Below are 26,313 nucleotides of genomic sequence, written 5' to 3' on the forward strand. Positions count from 1 at the left end.
AAGCTGAACTCCTACGCCCTCTGGGCAGAAGCAGATTGCAGCGATTTTATAGCTCTTGATTCTGGCCGAGACCGTAGAAGCAGAAGCAGATTGCGACGATTTTATAGCTCTTGATTCTGGCCGAGACCGTAGAAGCAGAAGCAGATTGCAGCGGATTTTGCTCTTGATTCTGGCCGAAGGCCGTAGGAGCAGAAGCAGATTGCAGCGGATTTTGCTCTTGATTCTGGCCGAAGGCCGTAGGAGCTGGCTTGCCAGCGATCTGCCGGGCACCGGCAGCAAATCCGGGCGACTCGGTGTATCTGGAGTCAGGGAGTAGAGCATTCGGGTGTCAGGGAGCAGAAATCCGGGCAGAAGCCTGATGTGTGATAGCCAAAGGCCGAGCACTATATCGCGCAGGATGCCAAGGGGAAGTGATCCAGGGCACAACGAACATCCGCAACGCGCATCGGTATTGCAACACGTCAGCCTCAATGTACGGCGTTTGCGGCATGCCGCAGACCTGAGCCAGACCCGTCTGGCGCAACAGTCCGGGGTCAGCCGGCGCATGCTGGTGGCGATCGAGGCGGGGGAGAGAAACGTCAGCCTGGCTACGCCCGATCGCGAGGCCGAGGCGTTGGGCGTAGCCTTCAGCGACTTGATCCAGGCACCGGACGAGCGAAATCCTAGTCGTATCAACGAGGTTGCCTGGGCAGGCTCGCTGCGGGGCAGCCAGGCGGTATTGCTGGCCAAAGCCGCTGCGCGCAGCGGTGTAGAACGATGGACCCTCGCGCTGCAACCGGGCGAAGCCTGCGCTTCAGAGGCTGACCCCGATGGCTGGAACGAGCAGGTGTATGTGATCGAAGGCCGCTTGACCGTGGTGGTTGCCGGCACACCCACGAGGTTGAGGCTGGGGCGTTCTTGATGTTCTCAAGCAACCGGCCATATGCCTACCGCAACGAAGAGTCAGCCAGGCTGCGCTTTGTCAGGAGCGTTGTCTTGTAAACAGGCCAGGCAGTAGCGCCTTTCATGTCGCCGCACGTCAAGCGCTGTATCGTGGTCCAGTCTGTTTCCCCGGCAACACCTCATCAGCACTTTGCCCACTTTTCGCCCAGCAAAACGCTTCTATCCCGGCACGCTGCGCGCCTTGCATCCTTCATACCGAAACGCACCTCCCGGGGTCGTGTTTGAATCCATCCGCCTGCCCGCCATAGTTGGGCATGCGCTATCGCGGCGAAGACAAGGCGAACCACAATGACCCCAGACACCCCTCAATCCGACGCTGACATCCTGATCGTCGGTGGCGGCCTTAGCGGTACGATGCTCGCGGTGCAGCTGTTGCGGCTCCCGGGGCAGCGGCGCGTCCTGATCGTCGAATCGCGCAGCGAACTGGGTCGCGGCGAGGCCTACAGCGCCACCGAATTGGGTCACACCCTCAACGGCAACGCTGCGCGCATGAGTGTCGATCCCGACGACCCCGATGACCTGACCTGCTGGCTGAGCGATTTCATCGCCGCAGGCGGCTGGCCCGAATCGGACGTGCAGCATGTGCCGGTGGCTGAGTTGTTTCCACCTCGTGGAATTTTCGGGTTGTACGTTCAGCAACGTCTGGCCGAGGCCCGGGCAGTGGGCGCGCACCAGGGATCGAGCGTTGAGCATGTGCGCGGTGAGGTCATCGATCTGCAATCCGACGCTTCTGGCATACACCTCACGCTGACCGATAAGACGCAGCTGAGCGGACGTTTCGGTGTGCTGGCCACCGGAATGTTCGCTGCCGCACGCACGCCGCAGCGGCACCCTGACGGGAAAACCGACACGCTGAACGCCGCAGCGGTGGACCCGTGGGATGTCGAGGCGATGCGTCAGCTCGATCCCCAGGGGCGTGTGCTGATCATCGGCTCCGGCCTGACCATGGTCGACGCCCTGGTCTCACTGGAACAGGCCGGGCATCGCGGCCCCATCGATGTGTTCTCCCGCCATGGTCTGCTGCCTCACGTGCGCCGCCAGCCGCCGGGCTGGCCTGATTTTCTGGCCGCTGATCACGGCATACGCAGCCCCCGTCAACTGGTGCGTGCGCTACGTGAGCAATGCGAACAGGCGAACTCCCAAGGCATCGACTGGCAGTCGCCTCTGGACACGGTGCGGGCACATATCCCGCGGCTTTGGAGTCAGGCCACCGATCGTCAACGTCGCCAGTTCATACGCCATTTAAGGCCCTGGTGGGAAAGCCATCACCACCGTTCACCACCGCTCAGCGCGCAATTGCTGGACCGGCTGCAGCACGAGGGACGTCTGAACGTGCACGCCGCCTCGTTGCAGGCGGTAGGCAATCGCGAGGCAGGGCAGGTGCGAATCAGCCTTCGCTATCGCGGCGAAAACCAGCCGATCGAGGTGAGCGGTGAGGCCTTGATCAACTCCACAGGCATTCAATACGACTGGCGTCGGGTTGATCGCGCCTTGCCCAAACAGTTGCTGGCACGCGGTCTGATTCAGCCAGGGCCATTGGCGCTGGGCATCGCGGCGGACCCCGGAGGCGCGGTGCTGGACGCCAAGGGGCAGGTCTGCGACCGCCTGTTTGCCCTGGGCCCACCGTTGCGCGGTCTGTGGTGGGAAAGCACCGCTGTGACCGATGTGGCGTTGCAGGCCAAGGCGTTGGCGGCGCGGTTGGTCGCGCTGTAGCCGCGCCGCATGCCGGCCCGCGAAGGCAGAGGCGCCGGTTGTAGTTGCAGCCATGGCCGTGACCCACTCGCTGCTCCAGGCGACCCACCCGTTGAACTGGCCATGCAGTAAACGCATTTGTCGCTCGCCGACCGTTCGCGGGCATTCTGGAGGCCCGCAAAACTTTCAAGCTTGATCCAGCAACCGAGGTCCTGCGCCTTCTGCCCCAAGATTGTCGCCCCAATTGCGCAGCGGGCAGGCCTGCATGGACAGGCAACCGCAGCCGATGCAGCCGTTGAGCTGGTCGCGCAGGGCTGTCAGCCCATTGATGCGAGCGTCGAGGTCAGCTTTCCAGCGTTCCGACAGCCGCGCCCAGTCTTCGAGGCTGGGGGGGCGATCCTGGGGCAGCGTTTGCAGTGCTGTCTGGATGGTGGCCAGCGCAATGCCCAGGCGTTGCGCAGTCTTGATCAGTGCCACTCGGCGCAGCACATCGCGCGGGTAGCGGCGCTGGTTGCCCGCGTTGCGCTGGCTAGTGATCAGTCCGCGGGCTTCGTAGAAGCGCAGCGCGGTAATCGCCACGCCGCTGCGCGCCGACAGTTGGCCTACGGTCAATTCCCGGGCCAAGTGGGGGGACTCGATGGTGCGCATTGCAATTCCTTGGCAAGCCGATAAATGGGCAAAAGGCGCTTGACCTCTAGTTAAGTGGAGGTTTTACCCTGCGCAGCGTCGGTTCGCAACAGGCCATGCGGCACGAGAATCGTAACTTGCATGAATGGGCCAGGCAGCACCCAGCCCAGCGACATCAGTCACCAGCGGAGAGCGTTCATGACTTCACAAGACTCAAACCTTCCCTTTAGCCAGTTCATCGAATTCGTGCTGGATGCGCGCTATCAAGCGGGTCTGGTAGCGGCCCTGAACGAGCGCATGGAGCGCTTCATCCGCACCTACCCAGGCTTCATCCGCGCCAGCGTGCAGTTGAGCGAGGATCACACTCGGGTGCTCAGCCATGTGTTGTGGCGATCCAGAACGGACTGTGAGAAGGCCTTCACTAATGCCGAGCAGGGCGAGGGGGATTTGTGGGAGATGATCCGCGCCCACCGCGCCACGGCGCTGACGTTCAATGGCTACGAACTGGTGGGGGAAACGGTCGGCCCGCGGTAGTTTCACGGACGACGAATGCATTCGCTACTGTCGCACAGCTCCAGCGGCTCCCGCAGATTCATTGCCGTTGCACTGGCTCAGGCTGGCGCAGCCTCTAGGGGAGCCGCTGTCGGTACGACGGCAGCGAAGGTGTCAGGTCAGGCAGCGGGTCTTCGGAGTCAAACCGACAACTGCATCATCCGGTCGCCCTGCAGTTGCTCGCCTGGACGTCGTTTGTTTACGGCCAGCTCACCGATTTTGATCAGCCGTGCGCGAATCACGTTGCGACTCAGGCCCAGCAGCTGTGCGGTATGCACCTGGTTGTAGTGGCTGAAGCGATACGCCGCCCGCAACAGGGCGTCTTCGACTTTTTCATGCAGGGCGCCGGCCTGTTCCTCGAACAGTTTCTGAAAGGCCCGGGCGAGCAGGGCGTCGGTGGAGTCGTCGACCAGCGCCGAGGACTCTTCCTGGCGCTCCAGGCGCAGGTTCGACAGGCGCAGGTCGCTGGCCTGAATCACCCCGTTGCGGCAAATCAGCAGGGTGTGATGGATGACGTTTTCCAGCTCGCGAATGTTGCCCGGCCAGCTGTAGGCGCGCAGCTTGTGTTCGGCATCGCTGCTGATCTGGATCGGACCACAGCCCAGGCGCTGGCTGTAGACGCCGATGAAATGCCGGGTCAGCGGCATGATGTCGCCGGGCCGCTCGCGCAGGGTGCTCAGCTCCAGGTTGACCACGTTCAGGCGATAGAACAGGTCTTCACGGAAATGCCCCGCGTTGATCGCGCGTTCCAGTTGCACGTTGGTGGCCGCCAGCACGCGCACGTTGATCGGCGTGCTTTTGCGCGAACCCAGGCGCACCACTTCACGCTCTTGCAACACGCGCAGCAGTTTGACCTGGATGGCGATCGGCAGATCGCCGATCTCGTCGAGGAACAGTGTGCCGCCGTTGGCTTCCTCGAACCAGCCGGCCTTGGCGGTCAGAGCACCGGTAAAGGCGCCTTTCTCGTGACCGAACAGCTCGGCCTCCACCAGCGACTCCGAAAAGGCGCCGCAGTTGACCGCCACGAAGGGCTGATGCCGACGACCGCTCAGGTTATGGATATGACGTGCGACCAACTCCTTGCCGGTGCCGGTTTCGCCGATGATCAGCACGCTGGCGTCGCTGGGTGCGACCTGTTGCACGTGGGCCAGCAGGGCTTGGGATTTGGGGTCTTCGAACACTTGAGCGGTGGCGCGAATCGAGGTAGCCAGGGCCGGTGAGGGCGGTAACGTGAGTAGCTGCATGGGGATCACTTGTGGTTGAAACGGGACGCTGGCGGTCATGTAGGGGCTCCTTGACTGATCGCTCCCCGGCAGGGCGCGGAAACGATCAGTTTTTGTGGGGACGCAAGCGCGATGAAACCTTACTTCTGCGGCGGCAAATCGTTGGCGATCATTTCGCCGAACGGACCGGTCAGGTTGGTGATGCCGCGCCCGGCCAGGCTGCGATACGGCTCAGGCAGCAGCGGGAATACCAGCTCGGCGAAGCGGTAGGCTTCTTCCAGATGCGGGTAGCCGGAGAAGATGAAGCTCTCGATGCCCAGGTCGGCGTATTCCTTGATCCGCGCGGCAACTTCCTGCGGGTTACCGACCAGCGCCGTACCTGCGCCGCCGCGTACCAGGCCGACGCCGGCCCACAGGTTGGGAGCGATTTGCAGGTTGTCGCGGCGCCCGTCATGCAACGCGGCCATGCGCCGTTGGCCTTCGGAGTCAAAGCGCGAGAAGGATTTCTGCGCGGCGGCGATGGTATCGTCGCTGATGTGCTCAATCAGCTTGTCGGCGGCTTTCCAGGCCTCCTCGCTGGTCTCACGCACGATCACATGCAAGCGAATCCCGAACTTGACGGTGCGACCATTGCGCGCGGCGCGTTCGCGAATGTCAGCCAGCTTCTGGGCGACAGCAGCGGGCGGTTCGCCCCAGGTCAGGTACACATCGACCTGCTCGGCCGCCAGTTCGTGGGCGGCCTCGGAAGACCCGCCGAAATACAGCGGTGGGTAGGGCTTCTGGATGGGCGGGTACAGGGCCTTGGCGTTTTGCACTTTCAAGTGCTTGCCTTCGAAGTCCACGGCCTCGCCCTGCAGCACGCGGCGCCAGATCTTGAGGAATTCATCGGTGACTTCATAGCGCTCGCTGTGGCTTAGGAAGCTGCCATCGCCACGGTTTTCATCAGGGTCGCCACCGGTGACGACGTTGATTAGCAGACGCCCGCCGGACAGGCGATCCAGCGTGGCCGCCATGCGCGCCGAAACGGTCGGGGAAATGATGCCTGGCCGAATGGCCACCAGGTAGCGCAGGCGCTCGGTCAGCGGCACCAGCGCCGAAGCGATCACCCAGGAGTCTTCGCAGGAACGCCCGGTCGGGATCAGCACGCCGTGATAACCCAGATCGTCGGCAGCCTGGGCCACCTGCTTCAGGTAATTGAGCGTCACTGGGCGTGCGCCTTGGGCAGTCCCTAGAAAATGGCCGTCGCCGTGTGTCGGTAGAAACCAGAAAACATCCATGAGAAATCCTTCGAGCGGAATCGGTGGCTTTTGGAATAAGTCGGCTATTTATAGAGGTTAGGATTTATTCCGTAAAAGAACTGAATCCCATATTTTTAGACCTTTTGGAGATATACTTGCATTTACGTTTTGAAACGCAGGCTTTATCTGCAGTGTTATTCTTGCCCGAGCTTTGATTGAACCCTCCTGTAGCTGTCCGGCTCGCTGACATGGCGGTTTCGCCGACGCCGCGGCCAGCAAGGTGGTCGGCTGCCGGGGTCGACGCCTCTATGTCCTCTACCCAAAAGAAGTCGCATGGCCTCAAAAAAAGAAGTGGCGCCCCTGCCCGAAGACCTGCGGGTATTTCTCACCGTGATCCGCAAGGCCGGTTTCGCTGCAGCTGCGGATGAACTGGGTCTGTCGCCGGCCTATGTCAGCAAACGCATCCAGATTCTCGAATCGACCCTGGCTACCCGGCTGTTGCACCGCACCAGTCGCAAGGTGGCGCTGACCGAAGACGGGGAGCGGGTGCAGCGCTGGGCGGTGCGCATTCTGCAAGACTTTCAGCGGCTGCATGACGAACTGTCCGACGCCCATTCGGCGCCGCGCGGCAAGCTGCACCTGTGCAGCTCGTTCGGCTTCGGGCGCAATCACGTGGCCCCGGCGATCTCTAGGCTGGCCGAGGCGTATCCCGACCTGGAAGTGCGTCTGGACCTGTTCGACCGGGTGGTCGATATCGTCAGCGAAGGCTTCGATCTGGAAATCCGCGTGGGCGATGACATTCCTGGCCAGCACATAGGCCGGCAACTGGTGAGCAACCGCCGGGTTCTCTGCGCGGCCCCGGCTTACCTGGACCGACGCGGCGCCCCGCAGCAGTTGGCCGATCTGGAGCAGCACGACTGCCTGGTGATTAAGGAGCGCGATAATGCCTTTGGTGTCTGGCATGTCGAATGTGACGGTGTGAAGGAAACGGTGCGGGTAAGCGGGCCCTTGTCGTCCAACAGCGGTGAGATCGTGTTGCAGTGGGGGCTCGACGGCAGGGGCGTGTTGCAACGTTCGCTGTGGGACGTCAAGCCATTTCTGGAGCAGGGCCGGCTGGTGCAAGTACTGCCGCAGTACACCGAAAGCGCCAACGTCTGGGCGGTGTATCCGACGCGGCTGGCCAATTCAGGCAAATTGCGGGCGTGCGTGGAGTTTTTGCAGGCTCATTTTCAGGGGTTGTCGTAATGAGGTCGTTTTTCACCCTGACGCCGCTCCGCTTCTGGCCCAAGCCGCTGGCGCTGGCTTGCCTTCACTCTGACTGGGAGCGGCAGCGAATCAGCAGGCGCGGAGATCCAGAGACGCCGAATGGGCAAGAGTTGCTGTCGCTGCGCAGATCGCGGGCAAGCCACGCGCCTGCATCTTCGGCAGAAGCAGCGCCGCGCATATCATGCCAGCCAGGGATTGTGCGCCAAATGCCGCTGCTCGAACGCCAGAATCTGCTCGCGCCTTTGCAACGTGCTGCCAATCGCATCGAGGCCCGACAACAGCGCGTCCTTGCTCAGCGCATCGATCGCGAACGGCATGACCCGACCATCCTGCAAACGGATTTGCTGCGCGGGTAAATCAACCTCGATCTGCGCGCTGTGTGCCTGGCTGATGACCTTTCCCAACGCCTGCACCTGCGCCTCTTGAAGCACGATGGTCAGCACGCCGTTGCGCTGGCAGTTGTCGTGGAAAATCCCCGCGAAGCTGCTGCCGATCAGTGCTCGAATGCCTGTTTGCTTGAGGCCCCAGACCGCGTGCTCGCGGCTCGAACCACAGCCGAAATTGGGCCCGGTTACCAGGAATTTCGCGCCTTGCCAGCCCGGTTGGTTGAGGATGAATTCCGGGTCCGGTTCTCCCGAAGGCACAAAGCGCAGGTCAAAGAACACGCCGCGATCCAGCCCCGAGCGATCAATACCTTTAAGAAACTGCTTGGGCATGATCACATCGGTATCGATATTAGCCGCCAGCATCGGCGCGGCCTTGCCGGTAACGCGAGTAAAGGGCTGCATCTCAAAAACTCCCCTGCAGGCTGCGAACGTCGGTCAGGTGTCCGGTAATGGCGGCCGCGGCGACCATCGCCGGGCTCATCAGATGAGTACGCGCGCCAGCGCCCTGACGGCCTTCGAAATTGCGGTTGGTACTCGACGCGCAACGGTCGCCGGGGGCCAGTACATCGTCGTTCATCGCCAGGCACATCGAACAGCCCGATTGGCGCCACTCGAATCCGGCATCGCGGAAGATCGACGCCAGGCCTTCGGCTTCGGCCTGATCGCGCACGGCAGTGGAGCCAGGGACGATCATCGCGCGCACATGGCCGGCCACCCGTTTGCCACGCACCACGCTGGCGGCGTCGCGCAGGTCTTCGATCCGGGCATTGGTGCAGGAACCGATGAAAGCGTGACTGATGACGATATCTTGCAGCGGCATGCCGGCCTCCAGGCCCATGTAGGTCAGGGCGCGGCGCATGTCCTGACGCAGGATCGGGTCGGCAATGGCTTCCGGGTCCGGCACGCTGGCGTCGATCGCTGCTGCCTGATCCGGGCTGGTGCCCCAGGTGACCATCGGTTGCAGGTCGCGGGCGTCGAGCCGGATTTCGCGGTCGAACACGGCATCCGCGTCGCTGTGCAACCGTTTCCAACTGGCAGCTGCGCGCTTCCATAACTCGCCTTTCGGCGCGCGGGGCTTGTCCTTGAGGTAGGCGAAGACTTTCTCGTCCGGGGCCATGAAGGCGCCACGTGCGCCTGCCTCGACGGCCATGTTGCAGATGGTCATGCGCGCTTCGATACTCAGGGCCGAGACCGTCGAACCGGTAAATTCGATGGCGTAGCCGGTGGCGCCCGATGCGCCGATCCTGCCGATCAGCGCCATGATCACGTCCTTGGAGGTCAGGCCGCAGGACAGCTCGCCTTCAAGGGTTACACGCATGGTTTTCAGGCGCTTGTAGACCAGCGTCTGCGAGGCCAGCAGGTGTTCGATTTCCGAGGTGCCGATACCGAATCCGAAGGCACCCAGCGCGCCGTAGGTGGTGGTGTGGCTGTCACCGGCGGCGATGACCATGCCCGGCAGAACGAAGCCCTGCTCGGGTGCGATCACATGTTCGATACCCTGGCGTTTGTCGAGCACGTCGAACAGTTCGATACCGAATTTCTCGCAGTTGTCGGCCAGATAAGAGACCTGCAGCGCACCGCCCGGATCGGCCATGGCGGCCACCCGGCGTGGATGGGTGGGGTTGACGTGATCGACCACCGCCAGCGCGCTTCGTGGTCGCCACACGCCGCGCCCGGCCTCGCGCAGCCCGCTGAAGGCTTGCGGGCTGGTGTATTCGTTGATTACCTGACGATCGATGTAGAGCAGCACATGCCCCTGATCATCGAGCTTGCACACGGTATGCGAATCGATGTGTTTGTCGTAGAGCGTTCTTGTTGGGTTCATGAGGGGCGCTTACCTGTAGGAATCACGTCCAGGCAGTCTGGACCCCCTTATCTTAGCCAGCCGAGGGTGGCCATCAATGGCCCAAAGGTGAGGGCGTGGAACATGGATCGTGATCGATAACGGCGTTTTCCCCTCCAGGTGGTTGGACGATGCATTGCATTCGCTGCCGTCGTAACCTCCTGCGTTTCCCACAAGGCCAGTGGCCTGCCGTTGTACCCTTCGATGTTTCTCACGGGCCAGGGGTCTGCCAACGTTCAAATGGGCGATTTACGGGAGCCGAAGCAAAAAAACAGGCGCTTAAGCGCCTGGGAAGGAGAGAAAGGGAAGCAGTGCGATCAGAAAATCCGCGTGAATAACCAATACAGGCCACCGGATAGCACGATCGCCGCGGGCAGTGTCAGCACCCAGGCCAATGCCAGGTTGCGCAAGGTGCGCATCTGCAGGCCCGCGCCATTGGCGGTCATGCTGCCGGCTACGCCCGACGACAGCACGTGAGTGGTCGATACTGGCAGGCCGTACATGTCCGCCGCGCCAATGGTAAGCATCGCGACGACCTCCGCCGAGGCGCCCTGGGCGTAGGTCAGGTGGGTCTTGCCGATTTTCTCGCCGACGGTCACCACGATGCGTTTCCAGCCGACCAGGGTACCCAGGCCCAGTGCGATGGCCACGGCGATCTTGACCCACACCGGAATGAAGCGCGTGGCAGTGTCGATCTGCTGCTTGAACAGATCGACCTTGCCTTGGGTGTCGGCGTTGAAATGGCCGACCTTGTGCTTGTCCATCAAGCGGATAGCTTCGGACGTCAGGTACATGTCGTTGCGCACGTTGGCCGTGGCTTCGGCCGGTACCTTGGCCAGCGAGCCGTAGCTGGCGACCTGATCGCCGATCTTGCCCGCCATCACCGCCAGCGCCGGAACCAGCTGCGGCGTTGGCTGTTTATCGCGGATGTAGGTGGCCAGGGTCTGTCGCGAATCGGCGGGGGCCGGCAAGGGCGCCGATTGGGTCAGTGCCTGTTGGGTGACCTGCGCCACGGCGGCGAACTGCAACGACTGGTCGGCCGGCATGGCGCGGTTCAAGGCGTAAGCCATCGGCAAAGTGCCCACCAGAATCAGCATGATCAGGCCCATGCCTTTCTGGCCGTCGTTGGAGCCGTGCGCGAAGGACACGCCGGTGCAGGTCAGAATCAACAGGCCGCGAATCCAGATCGGTGGTGGCGTATTGCCCTCTGGCGCCTTGTACAGCGCACGGTTCTTGACGAACATGCGCAGCGCCAGCAGCAACAGTGCGGCGCAGGTGAAGCCCACCAGCGGCGAGAGTAACAGCGAGTAGCCGACCTTGGTGGCTTGCGACCAGTCCACTCCACTGGTGCCATCGCGGCCATGCATCAGCGCATTGGCCACCCCTACGCCGATGATCGAACCAATCAGGGTATGCGACGAGGAGGCGGGAAGGCCCAGCCACCAGGTGCCCAGGTTCCATAGGATCGCCGCGATCAGCAAGGCGAAGATCATCGCGTAGCCGGCGGACGAGCCGACTTGCAGGATCAGTTCGACCGGAAGCAGGGCAATGATGCCGAACGCCACGGCACCGCTGGAAAACAGCACCCCCAGAAAGTTGAACACCCCCGACCAGACCACCGCGATATTCGGCGGCAGGGAATGGGTGTAGATAACGGTGGCCACCGCGTTGGCAGTGTCGTGGAAACCATTGACGAACTCGAAGCCCAACGCAATCAACAACGCAACGCCCAGTAGCAGGAACGGGGTCCAGGTCAACACCACCGTGCCCAGTTCATCCATGTCCTGTTTCAGGCTGAAGGCCGTGTACAGCAGGCCCAGGCCCAGTACAACGAAGAAGACCACCATCGTCCGGACGCCGGGCTTGCGGCCGAATTGAGCACTCAACCCGGCACTTTGTGCCAAGGTGCCCTTAGCCAGCGTGGGAGTGGCCATGATTCGCATCCTATTGAGAGGGGATGGTGAACATGATCATTACAAATTATGACAGGGATGCGACGCAGGTCATGTTTAGCGTCGATTTGATGCGCCGAGGGTGCAAATAAGATCAAAGGTGTTTCGTGACGAGGAGGCGCTGGATGTCGGGGGCTGCAGCTTGATGAAATCGGTTTGACGACCGCGAGCCTACAGGGGGCCGGTTTGCCGACAAGCGATCTCATAGGCGCTATTGTTAGCAAACCGGCCCGCTACAGCGGCGAATCAGACCATTGCCAGCCGCTTCTTGCGCAGAGGCGCAGCCCATGCCGTGTCGATCAGCAACTCGTCATCGATACTGAGCTCGATCTGTGCGGCATCAGCGTTCAATCGAATGTGATGCGGATCGACGGCCTTGGGAATGGCGATCACTCCGTCTTGGCGCAGCACCCACGCCAGACTGATCTGGGCCGGTGTGGCGTCGTGGCGCTTGGCGACTTCGAGGATCGCCGGGTTGTTCAGCAGATCACCTGCCTGACCGATAGGACAGTAGGCCATGAGCGGCGTGTTGGCGGCTTGCATCCAGGGCATCAGGTCGAATTCGATGCCGCGTTCCTCGGGGTTGTAGAGCACCTGGTTGGTGGCGCAGGCACTGTCTACGGCAAAGGCACTGAGTTCAAGCATGTCCGCGACGTCGAAGTTCGACACGCCCCATCGGCCGATCTTGCCCGTCTCACGCAGTCGCTCGAAGGCCTCGACGGTTTCATCCAGCGGATAGGAGCCCGGCCAGTGCAGCAGGTAGAGGTCGATGTAATCGGTTTTCATCCGTTGCAGGCTACGCTCACAGGCCGCCGGAATACCTTTACGGCTGGCGTTGTGGGGGTAGACCTTGCTCACCAGGGTGACCTGATCGCGCTTGCCGGCAATGGCCTCGCCCACCACTGTTTCGGCGCCGCCTTCGCCATACATCTCAGCGGTATCGATCAGGGTCAGGCCCAGCTCGATACCCCGCCGCAGGGCTGACACCTCGTCCTGACGTCGATGAGGGTCCTCGCCCATGCGCCAGGTGCCTTGACCGATGACGGGAACGGTTTTGTCTGCCAGTTGGAGAGTGCGCATGGGATGCCTCCTGCTGATGGGTGTGTACAGAGATCAGGCAGTGCAGACGGGCAGGGGTTCCGTTGCATGTCGGGGGAGGGCGCCTTCCATGTAGCCGCCCGGCTTGCCGGCGGCGGTGGCTTCGGGATCGCCACCGCCGACAAGCAGCACGGCTACGAGGGAATGTGTAGCTTGGCGGTTATTATCGGGTCTGCTGTGTGGCCGTGGCTTTGACCTGGGCAGGCGCTTGTCGCTCATTCTCCCAACCGCCGCCCAATGCCAGGAACAGGTCGATCTGTTCCATCGCCACCTGAGTGTTGGCCGCTGCCAGCTGCGCGGTCACGTCGGTGTACGTCCGGGTCGCCTGCAGGTCGGCGAGGAAGGATTCGCGGCCTGCCATAAAGAAGCGGTGAGTTTGATCGGCCGCCTGTTTCGCCGATTTTTCGGTATCAATCAAGGCATCGCGACGTTCCAGCAGCGCGGTGTATTGCGACAGACCGGTCTGCGCCTCGCGAATCGCGTTGAGCACCACCCCGTCGAAATGGGCCAGCGCCGCCTGATTCGAGGCCTGGGCCATGCGAATCCGTGCGCGGGCACCATTGGAAGGGATGGTCCAGTTGATCACCCCGCCAAAACCCCAACGATTGGTCGATGGCTCGCCAAGTTCCTTGAGGATACCGACGGTGCCTACCGTGGCGCCGATGCTGATGTCCGGGTACAGCTCGCCGGTGGCCACACCGATTCCGGCACTGGACACCGCCAGGCGCCGTTCGGCCTGGCGCACATCAGGACGACGCTTAAGCAGCGCGGCGCCGTCGCCCACTGGCATCACCTGCGCGATGTGGGGCAGCTCGGCGCATTCGGCCACGCCCCTGGGCAGTTGATCCAGTGGCTTGGCCAGCAGCATCGAGAGACGATAGAGCCCGGTCTTTTGCGCGGCTTCGTAACGCGGCAGGTCGGCGCGCAGGGACTTGTACTGGGTCTGCGAGCGAGTGACCTGGGTTTCGTCGCCGCGACCGGCGTCGCGCAGCCGTTGGGTCAGGTTCAGGCTCTGTTGTTGTAAATCCAGCGAGTGCAGGGCGATGTTGCGCTCCTCGTTGGCCGCGCAGATTTGCGTGTACGAACGCACGACATCGGCAACCAATGTGATCCGCGCAGTGTCGGCTGCCGCCTGGGCCGCATCGGCGCTGGCTTCTGCCGCTTCGATGCCGCGCTGCAGCACGCCGAACAGGTCGAACTGATACGACGTGCTCAGGCTCGCGTCGCCGACATTGGCCACCGGCACTTTTTCCGGCAACAGATAGGCCTGTCCGGCCTCTTGCAACCGTTGTGCGCCTGCCTTGGCATTGCCACTCCACCCCCCGGCGGCCTCGGCTTCGTTGGTCTGATAACGCGCGCGCTGCAGGTTGGCGGCGGCGACACGCAAATCGGCGCTGGAAGCCAGGGCCTGGTGCACCAGCTCATCGAGCTTGGGATCGTTGTACAGTCGCCACCAGTCCGGCGGCACCGGCGCCGATACCACGTTGGCGGAGGACCCCGCCAGTTCACCTTGCAAGTCGGCGCGATTGACGGCCGTGTCTTTGGGCAACTTGTAATCGGGTCCGACCACGGTGCAGGCCGATAGAAGCAGGCCCAGCCCGACAGACAGCAGGCACACGCCGGGTTTCATTGCGCGACTCCTTTATCCGAGGCGTTGCCTGCGTTTTGGTCGACCACCGCATCATCGATGATCGACACCGTCGCGGTACGTCCGGCGATCATGCGGAAATTGCCTGGCACTTCGTCGAAGGCGATCCGCACCGGAATGCGCTGGGCCAGACGCACCCAGCTGAACGCAGGGTTGACGTTGGGCAGCAGGTTGGAGCCGCTGCTGCGGTCGCGGTCTTCGATACCGGCGACGATGCTCACCACATGCCCACGCAAGCGGGCGTTGTCGCCGATCACCCGAATGTCCACTGCTGAACCGACGTGAATACCGTCCAGCTTGGTTTCTTCGAAATAGCCGTCAATGTGGTACGAGGCGCTGTCAACTACCGACAGCACCGGATGCCCGGCGCTGACGAATTCATGCTCCCGCGGCGCACGGTCGTTGAGGTAGCCGTCAACCGGGCTGCGAATCACCGAGCGGTCCAGGTTCAGTTGTGCGGCATCCACCGCCACCTGCGCCTCGTTCAACGCCGACAGCGCACGGGCTTCCTTGGACTGGCTTTCTTCCAGTTGTTCGCGAGCAACCAGATTACCCAGGCCGCGATCGCGCTTGTTTTCACGTTGGGCCTGCTCCCAGGTTTCCTTGCGCTCGGCCACGGTCGCCTGGGCCTGGCGCAGGGCCAGGCGGAAACGGTCCTGGTCGATGGTGAACAGCACCTGGCCCTTGCTGATGGCCTGGTTGTCGGCGACCGAGACCTTCTGGATCAGGCCGGAGACGTCCGGCGCGATCTGGATCACGTCGGCTCGTATATGCCCGTCCCGGGTCCAGGGGGCATACATGTAATACATCACCATGCGCCAGACCACGAACGCGGCGAGGATCACAACCAGCAGGGTCAGGACCATACGGCCCAGAGTCAGTAGAGGTTTTTTCATTTCATCAGGTATCGACCAAGGGTATCCACGACGCCGAGCAGCAGAGCGTATAGACCGACGTTGAACAAAGCCCGGTGCCAGACCAGGCGGTAGAAGTGGGCACGCGACAGTACGGCGTGGACCACTAGAAAAATCACATAAGCGATGCCCATCAGCACCAGAAAGGTAGGCAGGAAAATCCCGCCGATATCCAGATCACCGATCACAGTGGCGCTCCATCGATGCCATACGGGGGTTGTTCTTCCTGCTCGGCGAGCACATCCACGATCTCCACTCCCGGCAGCAGGGCCAGGCGCAGTCCGCTCAGGGCATGCAACAGATGCAGGCGCGATTCGTCATCGCCCATCCAGTCGAACGTCAGCGAGCGGCGGGCGCGGTCCATGGTCATCAACAGACCCTTGGGCGCCGGTAAACGCTCACTCGCTTTGAGGCAAGCGCGGAAATAACTGCCGACTTCGGTGGCGACCTGGCGCAGCAACTGCCGTGGTACAGCATGCACCCGCGGCATGTAGGCCAGCAGGTCGAGCATATTCAGCGCCACCCGCACCTCGCGCAGCGCAACGCCGGTGTCCTGCGCCGTGATGGCCAGACGCGGCAGGTGCTGCATCAGGCGGTCGAGCATGCGCACACCCATTTTCCGGTGTTCGGCCAGGCTCGCCTCCTCGCTCAGTGCAACGATGTCGCGCCAGCTGAACCGGGTCAGGCGTTTGGCCGCCACTTCGGTGCCGAATGGCCGCACGATCAGGGTCCAGACGAATGCAAAGGCCAGACCCGCCGGGCCCGCGAGGTTAGCATTCACGAAATTGAGAAAGTCAGCGTCGTACGCGCTCTGGATGCTGATGAAAGACGCGGTATTAACGATGGTCAGCAGCGTGCCCAGGTAGAACTTCGGCTGCACGGTCAGTGTGCCGACGCAGATGAACGGCACGGCAAATGCCAGCACCAGCATCGGAAAGTCATGCAGATTGGGCAACACCACGAACAGATAAAGGCTGGCGAAGACTACCGACAGCATGGTCCAGAAGAAGAAGCGATAGATCTGCGGGGCAGGGTCATCCATCGCTGCGAAGAAGCTGCACGCAACGGCCGCCAGCGCGACCGCACTGGCGCCATCCTGCCAGCCCAGCAGAATCCACAGGGTCGACGCGACAATGATGGCGCTGACCGAGGTGGCCACCGAGTACAGCATCATGCCTTTGTCCAGAAACGGTGACAGACGCCCCAGGCGCCAGTGACGATAGACCGCGCGCCAGGGCCGGCGATCGTCGTTTTCAATAGCAAACTGCAGGCTACGGCAGTCCTGCCACAGGTCGATCCATTCACGTAGACGATAAAGCGCGTTGGACAGCAGCAGTTGGCGACGGTCATCCAGTTGGGCTGGCGTGGGCTGCAGGCGGTCGAGCTCGTTGTGCAAGGCCTGCCAATATTCGATAGGCGCGCCCTGAGTGGTTGTTTCTACCCAGTCGCGGCATTCGAGGATAAGCGGCGCGAGGTCGGCCACCCATTCCGGGGTCCGGCGTTCCAGCGCCCAAAGTGCATCGTCCAGGGCATCGATGACCGGCAGTAGGTGAATCATGCGTCCACGCAACTCCTTGGCATTGCGCACGGTCTGGCGGTGGGCACCTTCGTGGGGTAATTGGCCGATCATCAGCTCCAGGCTATTGAAGGTACCGACCATGGCCGTGCGCAAGGCACCGACGGTTTCCGGGGTAGCGCTGCGCGCCAGAAACAGGTCACTGTAGGTGCAAGCGTCGTTGAACCATTTGCCCATGGAATCCACCAGCACCGGGGCCAGGCGGCGAGGCCAGAACATTGCACCGATGACGGCGGCGCAGACGATGCCTAGCAGGATTTCCTCGGTCCGCGACACGGCGATGTCGAATACCGCCTGCGGGTTATCCACCACCGGGAAGGAAATCAGCGGCATGGTGTAGCCCGCCAGCATCAATGCATAGCTGTTGGCTGTGCGCAGGTGCAGGGAGAGGAACAGCAGGGTGCCGGTCCACAGGGCGATGACCACCGCCAGCAGAAAGGGGGTCTGAACAAACATCGGCACCAGCACCACCGACGCTGCAGCGCCGAGAAACGTACCCGCCGCACGATAAAGCGCCTTGGAGCTGGTAGGTGCCACAAAGGGGCTGGAAACGATGTACACCGTCGCCATGGCCCAATAGGGCCGCGGCAATTCGAAGATCAACGCCAGGTACAGCGCAAGCATCGACGCGGCAAAGGTGCGCACGCCGTAAAACCAGTCGCGCGAGGGCGGGACGCCCTGAAAGAAACCTTTGAACATGTCTTTCAAGATGACAGCTCCGGCCCCATGGGGCTGGCTTTGGCGAACGCCTTGAACACCCGCAGGGTGGCCTCCAGGTCGGCTGTGGCAATGTCGCTGAACACATCCCGGCGCAGGCGGATCAATTCGTCTTCAATAGAGTCGGCTAGCGCGCGGCCTTCCTCGGTCAGGCTCAGGGCCTTGGCCCGGCGGTCGGTCGGGTCTTCGGTGCGTTGCACCAGATTGGCTTTGCCTAACTGATCGAGCAGGCGCACCAGCGAAGGACTCTCCAGGCCACATGCCTGGGCCACGGTGACCTGACGCACGCCTTCACCCAGCCGCGCGATCATCAGCAGTGGACCCGCGCAGGCTTCGGACACGCCGTAATTCATCAGCGTTGCCTGGCACACGCGGCGCCACTGGCGAGAAGCCGCGACCACGCCGCCGGTGATGTGCATTTGCAGTGAGTCTAGGGTCATGAGGGTGCCACTGATTGATCGACAGACAGGGTTTGGTTAGACGGTGAATGATTAGTCGCCGTACTATTAGGTTGCTAACTATTAATATCCTGTAACAATCCTTTTTCGTCAAATGAAATTGGGATGAATGGCACCGCGCTTCGCCAAATTGAGGGCCGCGCGCCTGGGGGCGACTTTGCACGCCCGTAATAGAGCGGCCGAGGACATCGGGAAGGCTGCCCGCACCCTGCCGAGGCGCGACTACTTGTAAAAATTGTGACCGTCTGTCGGCTTTTTCTGATTACCACGAACTTATTTTGAAAACTCTGATCGTGTCCATCCAAAAAAATGACGCCGCCCCTGCAATACGCAAGGCCCGATTTTCGCTGCCTGGGCCTGTACACCGTTAATCGGGCGTCTTAAATCAGTGATGTCGCAATAATGGCAGGGATCGTTTTTCGTCGGATTTCGGCGGTTTCTTGACTGCTGGCCTGATTAAAGAACAACCGATTCAGCCGATAGCAAAGGCGACAGGCATGGGGCGCAAAGCCCTGTTCCAGACACATCCCTTTGCTGGTGCGCATGTCGCACCCAATGAGCGCAACATGATCGACCTTGCCACCTGGAACCTTTCCGAACCTGTGGGCATCCCCGCAGCCACCATCGATACGCCGAAACTGCTCGGTGGTTACACGGATGGTTACTTCCGTTCTGGAGACACGCTGTTCTTCTGGGCGCCGGTGACTGGATCAAGGACTGATAACGCCATTTACCCGCGCACCGAGTTGCGGGAAACCTACGCCAACGGCGCGGCGCACAACTGGACCTACAGTCAGGCGGACAATTTCCTGCGCGCTGCGTTGACCGTGGACCAGGTGCCGTCGAGCGGAAAAATCGTCATCGGCCAGATTCATTGCTATGGCAGCACCGAGCCGCTGCTCAAGGTCGAGTACCAGTACAAGGAAAAAACCCAAACCGGCAACATCGTCGCCAAATTCCGCCTGACGCCGACGTCCGAGCCCGAGGTGATTCAAATCGCAACCGGGGTGCTGCTCAAGGAGCGTTTCAGCTACACCATCCACCTGACGCCATCCGGCGATTTGACGGTCACCGCCCACGACATGCAATGGGCGGCGAAACTGGATGGGAGCTGGAGCGGCAAGCAGCTGTATTTCAAGGCCGGCGTCTACACCCAGGACAACACCGGGTACGCGACCGAAGGCGGGGCTGCGACGTTCTACAAGCTGCAGATTGCCCACGACCCGAAGGCCTGAAGCCGCTTTTGATTTTGCGCACAGCCGGTAGGCGCCTGGCGTGCCGGCGATCCGCTGCGCAGCGGCAATAAACCCGCGTATGGGGCGCATCTGGCGTGGCCAGGTTGGCTGATTGGCTATCGCTTTGCGGCACATTCCCGCCAGGCGGGCGCCTACGCCTTGCGGACATTGTCCTGTGCCGCGAAGACCAGCGAAAAACAAATCCTGCCGGGCACCGGTTGCGTCACCGTCACCGCCCCTCCATGCAACTGCATGATTGCCGCAACGATGGCTAATCCCAAGCCGTTGGAATCGGAACGCTGATGGCGCGATGCGTCGCCGCGATAGAAGCGGTCGAACAGTTTGTCCAGGGCCGAATCGTTCAGGACTGGCCCTTGATTGTCCACTTCGAGCCGACATGAGTCGTCTCCTGCCACGACACGGATGTCGATGGTGCTGCCCTCATCGGCATACCGGATCGCGTTGGCCACCAGATTGCTCAAGGCCCTGCGTAGCAGCAGCGGGTCGGCTTGCAAATGACCTTCTCCCGCCGTACGCAGATTCATCTGCCGTTCTTCGGCCAGACCTTCGAAATAGCCTGCTACTCGTTGCAGTTCATCGGTCAGGTCCAGCGGTTGGAGATTCAGCGCGGCCTGAGCGTCATCGGCACGTGCGAGAAACAGAATGCTTTCGACCATGCGCGAGATGCGTTCAAGCTCCTCCAGATTGGAGGCCAGTAACACCTGGTACTCGTCCACACTGCGCGGTTGGCGCAGCGCTACTTGACAATGCCCCATCAGCGAACCCACAGGCGTGCGGATTTCATGAGCCAGGTCGGCGGAGAACTGCGTCAGTCGCTGGTAGCCGTCGGCCAGCCGGTCAAGCATGCCGTTATAAGCGTCGCTTAACTGCTGCAATTCAACTGGCGTGTCGCTGCTGTCCATGCGGCTGTCCAAGCGTGCCGGGGTAATGGCCGCGGCATGCTCGGCCATTCGCCGCAGCGGTCGCAGGCCCCTGCGCAGCAGCAGATAGCCCAACCCGGCGGTGAAGGCAAATGCCAGCGCGATGGCGAACAGGATGCGATTGCGAAAGCTCGCCAGCGTGGCCATTTCCTTGACTGCCAGGTGCGCGGCCGTCAGGTGCACGACCCTGCCACCGGACATCGCCTCCACCGTGGCGGCGCGCATCGGTACGTCCGGGTTGACGATGGCGCTGCGCAGATCGGCGGCGCTCAACGGCTGCCCGGCCGCGACCACCGGCATCGGCGGCAGCGGCGCGTGGAGTGGATTGACCAGAATCAACGGGGCCTTGTCGGGCTCGCCGATGATGAAAATGTCGTCTTCGCTGTCCAGCATGTTTTCGAACAGTTGAGGGCTGCTTTGCAGGGTGTCGAGCGTGAGGTCGTAATGCAGCAGCTTGCGAAAATGATCGAGCCGAGCCAGCACCGCATGATCGCTGCGGGTCATGATCGCGGCTTTCATGGTTTCGTACAGATACATGCCGGCGCCGGCCACAGCGAGCATCGCGACGATCGCGAAGGCCAGCGTCGAGCGCAGCGTCAGAGAGGGGGGACGTCGGGCTCGCATGGCCGCACCTCGCAGACATAACCGATCCCGCGCACGGTGTGGATCAATTTGGTCGGGTAGGGCAGGTCGATCTTGCTGCGCAGGCGCTTTATCGCCACGTCGACCACGTTAGTGTCGCTGTCAAAATTCATGTCCCAGACTTCCGAGGCGATCTGCGCTCTGGACAGCACCTCGCCTTCACGGCGCAGCAACAGGTGCAGCAGGGCGAACTCCTTGTTGGTCAGGGTGATCACCTGCTGCTGGCGGGTCACGCGGCGGCGCAACAGGTCCATCTCAAGATCGGCCAGATGAAAGTGATCGGCTTCCCTGACCACGCCGCGGCGCAGGATGGTGCGGATGCGCAACAGCAATTCGGTGAAGGAAAATGGTTTGATCAGGTAATCGTCAGCGCCCAGTTCCAGCCCGCGAATACGGTCCTGCAACTGGTCGCGAGCGGTCAGAAACAGCACCGGCACAGCCTGTTTGGCACGCAGGATTTCAATGATCTGCCAGCCATCAATGCCCGGCAGCATGACGTCCAGCACGAGCAGGTCATAGCGTTGCTCCAGCGCCATGTGCAGACCGTCAGCGCCGTGCTGGGTCCAATCGACCTTGTAGCCGGATTCGCTAAGGCCCTTTTTCAGGTACTCGCCGGTCTTGGTGTCGTCTTCGATTAGCAGGATGTGCATCGTGCGAAAGGCTCGTTTCGCGTCTCGGGCGGCATGACCGGGCGCGGTGTTGGAGGGGGAAAGGGTCAAGGCCGGTCGGATCGGCTGGATGCCGCGCTGCCTGCGAAGTGTAACCAACTGCCGGCACGCGCACGGTTACATTTTTGTCATCGGCGGTGGGCCTCGAACCCGGTGCTGCCAATGACAAAAATGTCATCGCTCGGTCATTGTCCGGTGCGGGTTTGGGGAGCAGGATGGGAGTTAGTCAAAGCCCAACTGCAACGTCTCAACTGCAACGTCTCATACCGCTCTCAAGGCAAACTGCCCTTAAGGAAAATCATAATGAAAATGAAGACTGCACTGTCCACCACCTTTGGTCTGCTTGCGTTGAGCGCGGCTGTTATGGCATCGGCCGCCGACATGCCGGTGATCAAGCCACTGCGCGGCACGGTCGATAGTGTTGAGAACAATACGCTGAACTTCACCACCCGCAGCGGCGCGCATCAGAGCATCGGCCTGACTGACAAGACCGGTGTACGACTGGTGTCGAAAACCGACGTCGGATCGATCAAGTCCGACAGCTTCATCGGTTCGGCCGCTACCCCGCAGGCTGACGGCACACTCAAGGCGCTGGAAGTCACCGTGTTCGAGGCTAGCCTGAAGGGCAGCGGCGAAGGTCATTACGGCTGGCAGAATGCTGACGGTAGCACTGGCACCATGACCAACGGCACCGTGGGCAAACTGACCCAGGCCAATGGCCGTACGTTGAGCGTGAGCTACAAAGGGGGCGAGAAGCAGCTGGTGGTGCCGGACGATGTGCCCATCGCCTACGTGGAAGCGGGCAAGGTCGACGAATTGGTCAAAGGTGCCAAGATCGTGGTATTCCCGGGCGAAGACGGCAAAACCGCGCGCGGCGTAGCGGTGGGCAAGGATGGCTTCCAGCCCCCGATGTAAAGGCAATTTGCTGACCGCAGAGTTCGCTGCGGTTTTTCACACCCTGTGGAAGATTCGCAGCGTTACGACGGTGGCGACGGCGTTGTCCGGCACGGGCCGCACTCGCCAGCGTCGTAACCTGCGCAAGCTTGCACAGGTTCGGCGGCGATTCAAAGATCAGACCGCAGCGTTTCAAGGTTTCATAGCGCCGTGTTGAGCCTTCAATCATGAAAAAAATCAGAATTCACCCCTGGCCCGTTCGCCTCACGCACTGGATCAATGCCCTTGGCATGGTCTGCATGTTCATGAGTGGCTGGGGCATCTACAACGCTTCACCGCTCTTTCGCTTTTCCTTCGCAAAAGACCTGACGTTGGGCGGCTGGCTCGGCGGGGCACTGGCCTGGCACTTTGCAGTGATGTGGCTATTGCTGATCAATGGTGTGCTCTACGTGCTGTACGGCGTGTTCAGCCGACACTTCAAGCATGACTTGCTGCCGGTCAGTCCCAAGGCGATCAAGCGCGACCTGTCCGACGCCCTGCGCTTTCGGCTCAAGCACGAGAAGGGCGTGTACAACGCCGTTCAGCGACTTATGTATTGGCTGGTGTTGGCGGCAGGGGTGTTGATCGTGATCTCCGGGCTTGCGATCTGGAAGCCCGTCCAGTTGCAGGCCTTGACCGCCGTTCTCGGCGGGTATGATTTGGCTCGCTTCGTGCACTTTGGCGCAATGGGGGCGATCGGTGCATTCACTGTCGTGCACCTGACGCTGGTGCTGCTGGTGCCCAAAACCTTGCTGCCAATGATCACTGGTGGGGTCAAGACCGTTCAAAGCGGGAGGGTCGAGCATGATTGAACCGAAAAAACGCGCCAGTGCACGCATCTGGCTGGAGCCAGCGCAACAAAGGCAGCTGGAAAACCTTCAACGCCGGCACTTCCTTAAGGGCGGCCTCACGGTCGGTGCGATGGCGATGCTCACTGGCTGCAACCTGCAGGATGGCGATCAAGTCGATAAGGTGCTGTGGACCATGTCGCGCTGGAACGATCGGGTTCAGGCCTGGCTGTTCAGCGGGCAGAAGCTGGCGCCAACGTTCAGCAAGGCGCAAATCCGCAATCCGTTCCCCTTCAATGCGTTTTACAGCGAAGACGACATCCCGGACCTGGATGTGGCCGACTGGAAGCTTGCGGTTTCGGGGAGGGTACGGGACAAAGCGTCATGGACCCTGGAAGGTCTGCGGCAATTGCCACAACGAACTGACATCACTCGATTGATTTGCGTCGAAGGTTGGAGCGCCATAGGGCAGTGGGGCGGTGTACCGCTCAAGACGTTCCTGGAGCATATCGGCGCCGATACGACGGCCCGATTCGTCGGCTTCAAGTGTGCAGACCGGTACTACTCAAGCCTGGATATGCCCAGTGCGCTGCACCCGCAAACCCTGCTTGCCCTGGACTTTGGCGAAGTTGCGCTGCCACCTGACTACGGTTACCCGTTGCGCGTACGCGTGCCGACCAAGCTGGGCTTCAAGAACCCCAAGCATATCGTCGAGATATTCGTCACCAACGACTACCCGGGCGGTTATTGGGAGGATCAAGGCTACAACTGGTTCAGCGGTATCTGATGACAGGATCGAAAACTTTGCAGACTGGGGGTTTCGACAGGCAAAAAAAATCCGCGCAGCCCTTTGTTGAAGGTGCTGCGCGGATCATCTACTACGCTGCTGACGCTATTAATGCATGAACAGTGCGATCAGGATGATGATCGGGATTGGGATACCCAGGAACCACAGAAGTAATGAGCGCATAGTCTTTCTCCTTGATCAGCGAATGTTTGAGGTGGTAGTGGCAGTAGTGGCGTACGCACGGGTTTCAAGGTAGGTCACGGCGTCGCGACGACGGCCACCCCAGATTGCGGCGAGGCTGGCTGCAAAGGCACCGCACAGCAGGGAAACGAAGGTCCACAGCGCTGTCATGGCGGCGTATTTGGCAGCTGCGTCAGCAGCTTGTTGAGCTTTAAGCTTGGCGTCGGCAACCGCTTGCTTGGCCTGACCGTAGACTTGGTCAACACGTGCCTGTGCATCAGCCTGGCTCAGATTGGTACGTTGGGCGACCAGTCGAGCCAGATAGTTGCGGTCCTCGGTAGCCAGTTGGCCATCGTTCGCCAGCGTCTTGGTGAAGATACGAACAACGACACCGCGGGCAGCGTCGTCGCTGACGGCAGCTGGGCGATCGTCACGGAACAACGTGTCAACAAAATAGCCATATTGATCGCTGCTGGTGTTGCTGGCAGCAGAACCTGCAGCCGCTGCAGCCGTACCGGCAACACCTGCTACTGCGGTAGCACCGGCTTTTACGCCGCTGCCGACCAAGCCGCTCACGGAACCGACGATCAGCACTGCAGCAACCAGCGTAGCAACGGCCCACGATAGAAAACCGTGCGCCGTGTCGCGGAAGTACACTTCATCGCCATGCATGCTCGCCCATTTCACGCGCAAACGGCCAGCAATATAGCCACCCAGGCCGGAGGCGAGGATTTGCGTCAAGGCCAGCCAAACCACGGTGGAGATACCGATGGTTTTAGCGGTTGCGCCTTCGTTTGCCCACGGCGACATCGCCGAAAAACCCAAGCCCGAACCTAACAGGACGAGAATGAGCGACAAAGCAGCGGCACCTGCGGCGCCGGCCAAAATGGCGCCCCAGGAAACCCCTGAGACATTGGAGTGTTCTTCGATTGCGGCAGGATAAGTATCAGACGTGACATTCATTGTTGTGCTGCTCCGTGCGACTAATGTTATGACTTCGCTGGAGAAGGGTGCAGCAGCTGTGCCAACTGTTGGTTTAAATAAAATTCTTATAAATCAAATAGTTAATAATGTATAAAGAACTTCCTGTCGTGCAAAATGCATGAACCTCACGTCGGGCGCGGGCGTTCTGCCCGGTTTGGGATAAGTGCAGGCTCATCAGTAGCTTGCGACAGGTCCTTCGCGTGAGAGGCTACATTGGCGTAACAATCGGGCACATTCGCCCAGCATTGAGGTCCGATGCAGTCAGCGCGTCATATTCCAAAACGCCGCAACGGGGCAGACGTATACGTCGAATTGATCCGAGCGACGCCTTGACGTCAGCTTGCTCTATAGTTTGCACCTGGATTTTTGTTTCTTCGCTTCGAGAGGTAAATCACCTATGTTTCTTCATCGTCCTTTGGAAGAAAAAGACATCCCGGCGATCTGCAACATGCCACAGAGTGTCGATGAGCTCTTTTATATGTTTCCTAAAGCGGTATTTCCGCTGACGCCTTCGCAGCTGAGTGACTCGATTGAGCAGCGCTCGGACAACACTGTGATCGAGCTGAACGGAGAGGTGGTGGGGTTCGCCAATTTCTCGCGTTACGATTTTCGCGGCCGGTGCTCCATGGGTAACGTCATCATCGCCCCGCATGCGCGTTCCAAAGGAGTCGGACGCTACATGATCGGCTGCATGATGGAATTGGCTTTCGGCAAACATGAGGCCAAGGAACTCACCGCCTCCTGCTTTAATCATAATGTGCCTGGGCTACTGTTTTACCCCAAGCTGGGTTTTAAACCGTTCGCTATCGAAGAACGCCAAGACAAACGTGGCAATCGCGTCGCGCTGATTCATCTGCGTCTTGCGCATGCTTAAGGCATTACCTGACCATTCGTCGACAGTCGTGATGATTGCCGACGGGTGGATTGGCCACGGTAATCTTCGCACCGCTCTACGGCGCTAATAGGGTTTGACCCATTGCTCGTAAAAGCGGTGCAGTAGCGCCTAGGTTTTGTACGAAAAGT

General features: G+C 61.0%; 23 protein-coding genes and 1 pseudogene. 9 read left to right on the top strand and 15 right to left on the bottom strand.

Annotated elements, in window-relative coordinates:
• The first annotated feature begins 397 nt into the window (after positions 1 to 397).
• Both B3I26_RS24645 and B3I26_RS24650 read left to right on the top strand, forming a co-directional pair.
• A pseudogene (locus tag B3I26_RS24645) lies at positions 398 to 981 on the top strand (helix-turn-helix domain-containing protein).
• A 249-nt stretch (positions 982 to 1,230) separates the two neighbouring features.
• Positions 1,231 to 2,655 (top strand): FAD/NAD(P)-binding protein, encoded by a 1,425-nt coding sequence (locus B3I26_RS24650; protein ID WP_296261585.1) that lies wholly within the window; start codon positions 1,231 to 1,233, stop codon positions 2,653 to 2,655.
• 165 nt (positions 2,656 to 2,820) lie between these two features.
• On the opposite strand, the gene soxR is transcribed toward B3I26_RS24650, so the two are convergent.
• Positions 2,821 to 3,282 carry a redox-sensitive transcriptional activator SoxR gene (gene soxR, locus B3I26_RS24655; RefSeq protein WP_296261587.1) on the bottom strand — a complete coding sequence of 154 codons (462 nt, stop codon included), beginning with the start codon at positions 3,280 to 3,282 and terminating at the stop codon, positions 2,821 to 2,823.
• Between the two features lie 177 nt (positions 3,283 to 3,459).
• On the opposite strand from soxR, the gene B3I26_RS24660 reads away from it, so the two are divergent.
• Complete coding sequence (locus B3I26_RS24660; RefSeq protein WP_296261589.1) at positions 3,460 to 3,795, top strand: antibiotic biosynthesis monooxygenase; 336 nt, start codon at positions 3,460 to 3,462, stop codon at positions 3,793 to 3,795.
• A gap of 158 nt (positions 3,796 to 3,953) precedes the next feature.
• Here the strand turns inward: B3I26_RS24660 and B3I26_RS24665 are convergent, their stop codons facing one another.
• Positions 3,954 to 5,057 (bottom strand): sigma-54 interaction domain-containing protein, encoded by a 1,104-nt coding sequence (locus tag B3I26_RS24665; RefSeq protein WP_296261623.1) that lies wholly within the window; start codon positions 5,055 to 5,057, stop codon positions 3,954 to 3,956.
• Positions 5,058 to 5,176: 119 nt separating this feature from the next.
• Positions 5,177 to 6,313, bottom strand: a complete 1,137-nt coding sequence (gene ssuD / locus B3I26_RS24670; RefSeq protein WP_296261591.1) for an FMNH2-dependent alkanesulfonate monooxygenase — start codon at positions 6,311 to 6,313, stop codon at positions 5,177 to 5,179.
• A 294-nt stretch (positions 6,314 to 6,607) separates the two neighbouring features.
• On the opposite strand from ssuD, the gene B3I26_RS24675 reads away from it, so the two are divergent.
• Positions 6,608 to 7,519 carry a LysR substrate-binding domain-containing protein gene (locus B3I26_RS24675; protein ID WP_296261594.1) on the top strand — a complete coding sequence of 304 codons (912 nt, stop codon included), beginning with the start codon at positions 6,608 to 6,610 and terminating at the stop codon, positions 7,517 to 7,519.
• 200 nt (positions 7,520 to 7,719) lie between these two features.
• On the opposite strand, the gene leuD is transcribed toward B3I26_RS24675, so the two are convergent.
• The 9 genes from leuD to B3I26_RS24720 form a co-directional block, all read right to left on the bottom strand.
• Complete coding sequence (gene leuD, locus B3I26_RS24680) at positions 7,720 to 8,328, bottom strand: 3-isopropylmalate dehydratase small subunit (protein ID WP_296261595.1); 609 nt, start codon at positions 8,326 to 8,328, stop codon at positions 7,720 to 7,722.
• A gap of 1 nt (position 8,329) precedes the next feature.
• A complete protein-coding gene (leuC, locus tag B3I26_RS24685) occupies positions 8,330 to 9,751 on the bottom strand; it encodes a 3-isopropylmalate dehydratase large subunit (RefSeq protein ID WP_296261598.1) in 1,422 nt (473 codons plus the stop codon).
• A gap of 335 nt (positions 9,752 to 10,086) precedes the next feature.
• Positions 10,087 to 11,703: an inorganic phosphate transporter gene (locus B3I26_RS24690; RefSeq protein WP_296261600.1), complete on the bottom strand. Its 1,617-nt coding sequence runs from the start codon at positions 11,701 to 11,703 to the stop codon at positions 10,087 to 10,089.
• Positions 11,704 to 11,967: 264 nt separating this feature from the next.
• Entirely contained in the window at positions 11,968 to 12,801 is an 834-nt protein-coding gene (locus tag B3I26_RS24695; protein WP_296261602.1) for an aldo/keto reductase, read from the bottom strand.
• Positions 12,802 to 12,982: 181 nt separating this feature from the next.
• The gene (locus tag B3I26_RS24700; protein ID WP_296261604.1) at positions 12,983 to 14,449 is read right to left on the bottom strand and encodes an efflux transporter outer membrane subunit; all 1,467 of its coding nucleotides are present in this window, start codon (positions 14,447 to 14,449) and stop codon (positions 12,983 to 12,985) included.
• On the bottom strand, positions 14,446 to 15,363 hold the full coding sequence (locus B3I26_RS24705; RefSeq protein WP_296261606.1) for an HlyD family secretion protein: 918 nt from the start codon (positions 15,361 to 15,363) through the stop codon (positions 14,446 to 14,448). Before B3I26_RS24705 ends, B3I26_RS24700 begins: the two co-directional genes overlap by 4 nt.
• Positions 15,360 to 15,569 (bottom strand): DUF1656 domain-containing protein, encoded by a 210-nt coding sequence (locus tag B3I26_RS24710; protein WP_296261608.1) that lies wholly within the window; start codon positions 15,567 to 15,569, stop codon positions 15,360 to 15,362. The genes B3I26_RS24705 and B3I26_RS24710 overlap by 4 nt, the downstream gene beginning before the upstream one ends.
• Positions 15,566 to 17,656 carry an FUSC family protein gene (locus tag B3I26_RS24715; RefSeq protein WP_296261625.1) on the bottom strand — a complete coding sequence of 697 codons (2,091 nt, stop codon included), beginning with the start codon at positions 17,654 to 17,656 and terminating at the stop codon, positions 15,566 to 15,568. Before B3I26_RS24715 ends, B3I26_RS24710 begins: the two co-directional genes overlap by 4 nt.
• A 5-nt stretch (positions 17,657 to 17,661) precedes the next feature.
• Positions 17,662 to 18,114 carry a MarR family winged helix-turn-helix transcriptional regulator gene (locus B3I26_RS24720; protein WP_296261610.1) on the bottom strand — a complete coding sequence of 151 codons (453 nt, stop codon included), beginning with the start codon at positions 18,112 to 18,114 and terminating at the stop codon, positions 17,662 to 17,664.
• Positions 18,115 to 18,698: 584 nt separating this feature from the next.
• Here B3I26_RS24720 and B3I26_RS24725 point away from each other — a divergent pair.
• A complete protein-coding gene (locus B3I26_RS24725; protein WP_296261627.1) occupies positions 18,699 to 19,367 on the top strand; it encodes a polysaccharide lyase family 7 protein in 669 nt (222 codons plus the stop codon).
• A gap of 152 nt (positions 19,368 to 19,519) precedes the next feature.
• Here B3I26_RS24725 and B3I26_RS24730 read toward each other — a convergent pair whose 3' ends face one another.
• Positions 19,520 to 20,932 (bottom strand): heavy metal sensor histidine kinase, encoded by a 1,413-nt coding sequence (locus B3I26_RS24730; protein WP_296261612.1) that lies wholly within the window; start codon positions 20,930 to 20,932, stop codon positions 19,520 to 19,522.
• Positions 20,905 to 21,600, bottom strand: coding sequence for a heavy metal response regulator transcription factor (locus tag B3I26_RS24735; RefSeq protein WP_296261614.1), 696 nt, complete (start codon positions 21,598 to 21,600; stop codon positions 20,905 to 20,907). Before B3I26_RS24735 ends, B3I26_RS24730 begins: the two co-directional genes overlap by 28 nt.
• 327 nt (positions 21,601 to 21,927) lie before the next feature.
• On the opposite strand from B3I26_RS24735, the gene B3I26_RS24740 reads away from it, so the two are divergent.
• The 3 genes from B3I26_RS24740 to B3I26_RS24750 all read left to right on the top strand — a co-directional run bounded on the left by B3I26_RS24740 (position 21,928) and on the right by B3I26_RS24750 (position 24,126).
• Positions 21,928 to 22,533 (top strand): hypothetical protein, encoded by a 606-nt coding sequence (locus B3I26_RS24740; protein WP_296261629.1) that lies wholly within the window; start codon positions 21,928 to 21,930, stop codon positions 22,531 to 22,533.
• 206 nt (positions 22,534 to 22,739) lie between these two features.
• Complete coding sequence (locus B3I26_RS24745) at positions 22,740 to 23,363, top strand: cytochrome b/b6 domain-containing protein (RefSeq protein WP_296261616.1); 624 nt, start codon at positions 22,740 to 22,742, stop codon at positions 23,361 to 23,363.
• Entirely contained in the window at positions 23,356 to 24,126 is a 771-nt protein-coding gene (locus B3I26_RS24750) for a molybdopterin-dependent oxidoreductase (RefSeq protein WP_296261618.1), read from the top strand. Before B3I26_RS24745 ends, B3I26_RS24750 begins: the two co-directional genes overlap by 8 nt.
• 198 nt (positions 24,127 to 24,324) lie before the next feature.
• Here B3I26_RS24750 and B3I26_RS24755 read toward each other — a convergent pair whose 3' ends face one another.
• The gene (locus tag B3I26_RS24755; RefSeq protein ID WP_296261620.1) at positions 24,325 to 25,269 is read right to left on the bottom strand and encodes a hypothetical protein; all 945 of its coding nucleotides are present in this window, start codon (positions 25,267 to 25,269) and stop codon (positions 24,325 to 24,327) included.
• Positions 25,270 to 25,687: 418 nt separating this feature from the next.
• On the opposite strand from B3I26_RS24755, the gene B3I26_RS24760 reads away from it, so the two are divergent.
• Positions 25,688 to 26,164 carry a GNAT family N-acetyltransferase gene (locus B3I26_RS24760; protein WP_296261621.1) on the top strand — a complete coding sequence of 159 codons (477 nt, stop codon included), beginning with the start codon at positions 25,688 to 25,690 and terminating at the stop codon, positions 26,162 to 26,164.
• Positions 26,165 to 26,313 lie beyond the last annotated feature (149 nt).

Origin of the sequence: Pseudomonas sp. UBA5706 (assembly GCF_002419965.1) — a bacterium.
In the GTDB taxonomy this organism is placed as follows: domain Bacteria; phylum Pseudomonadota; class Gammaproteobacteria; order Pseudomonadales; family Pseudomonadaceae; genus Aquipseudomonas.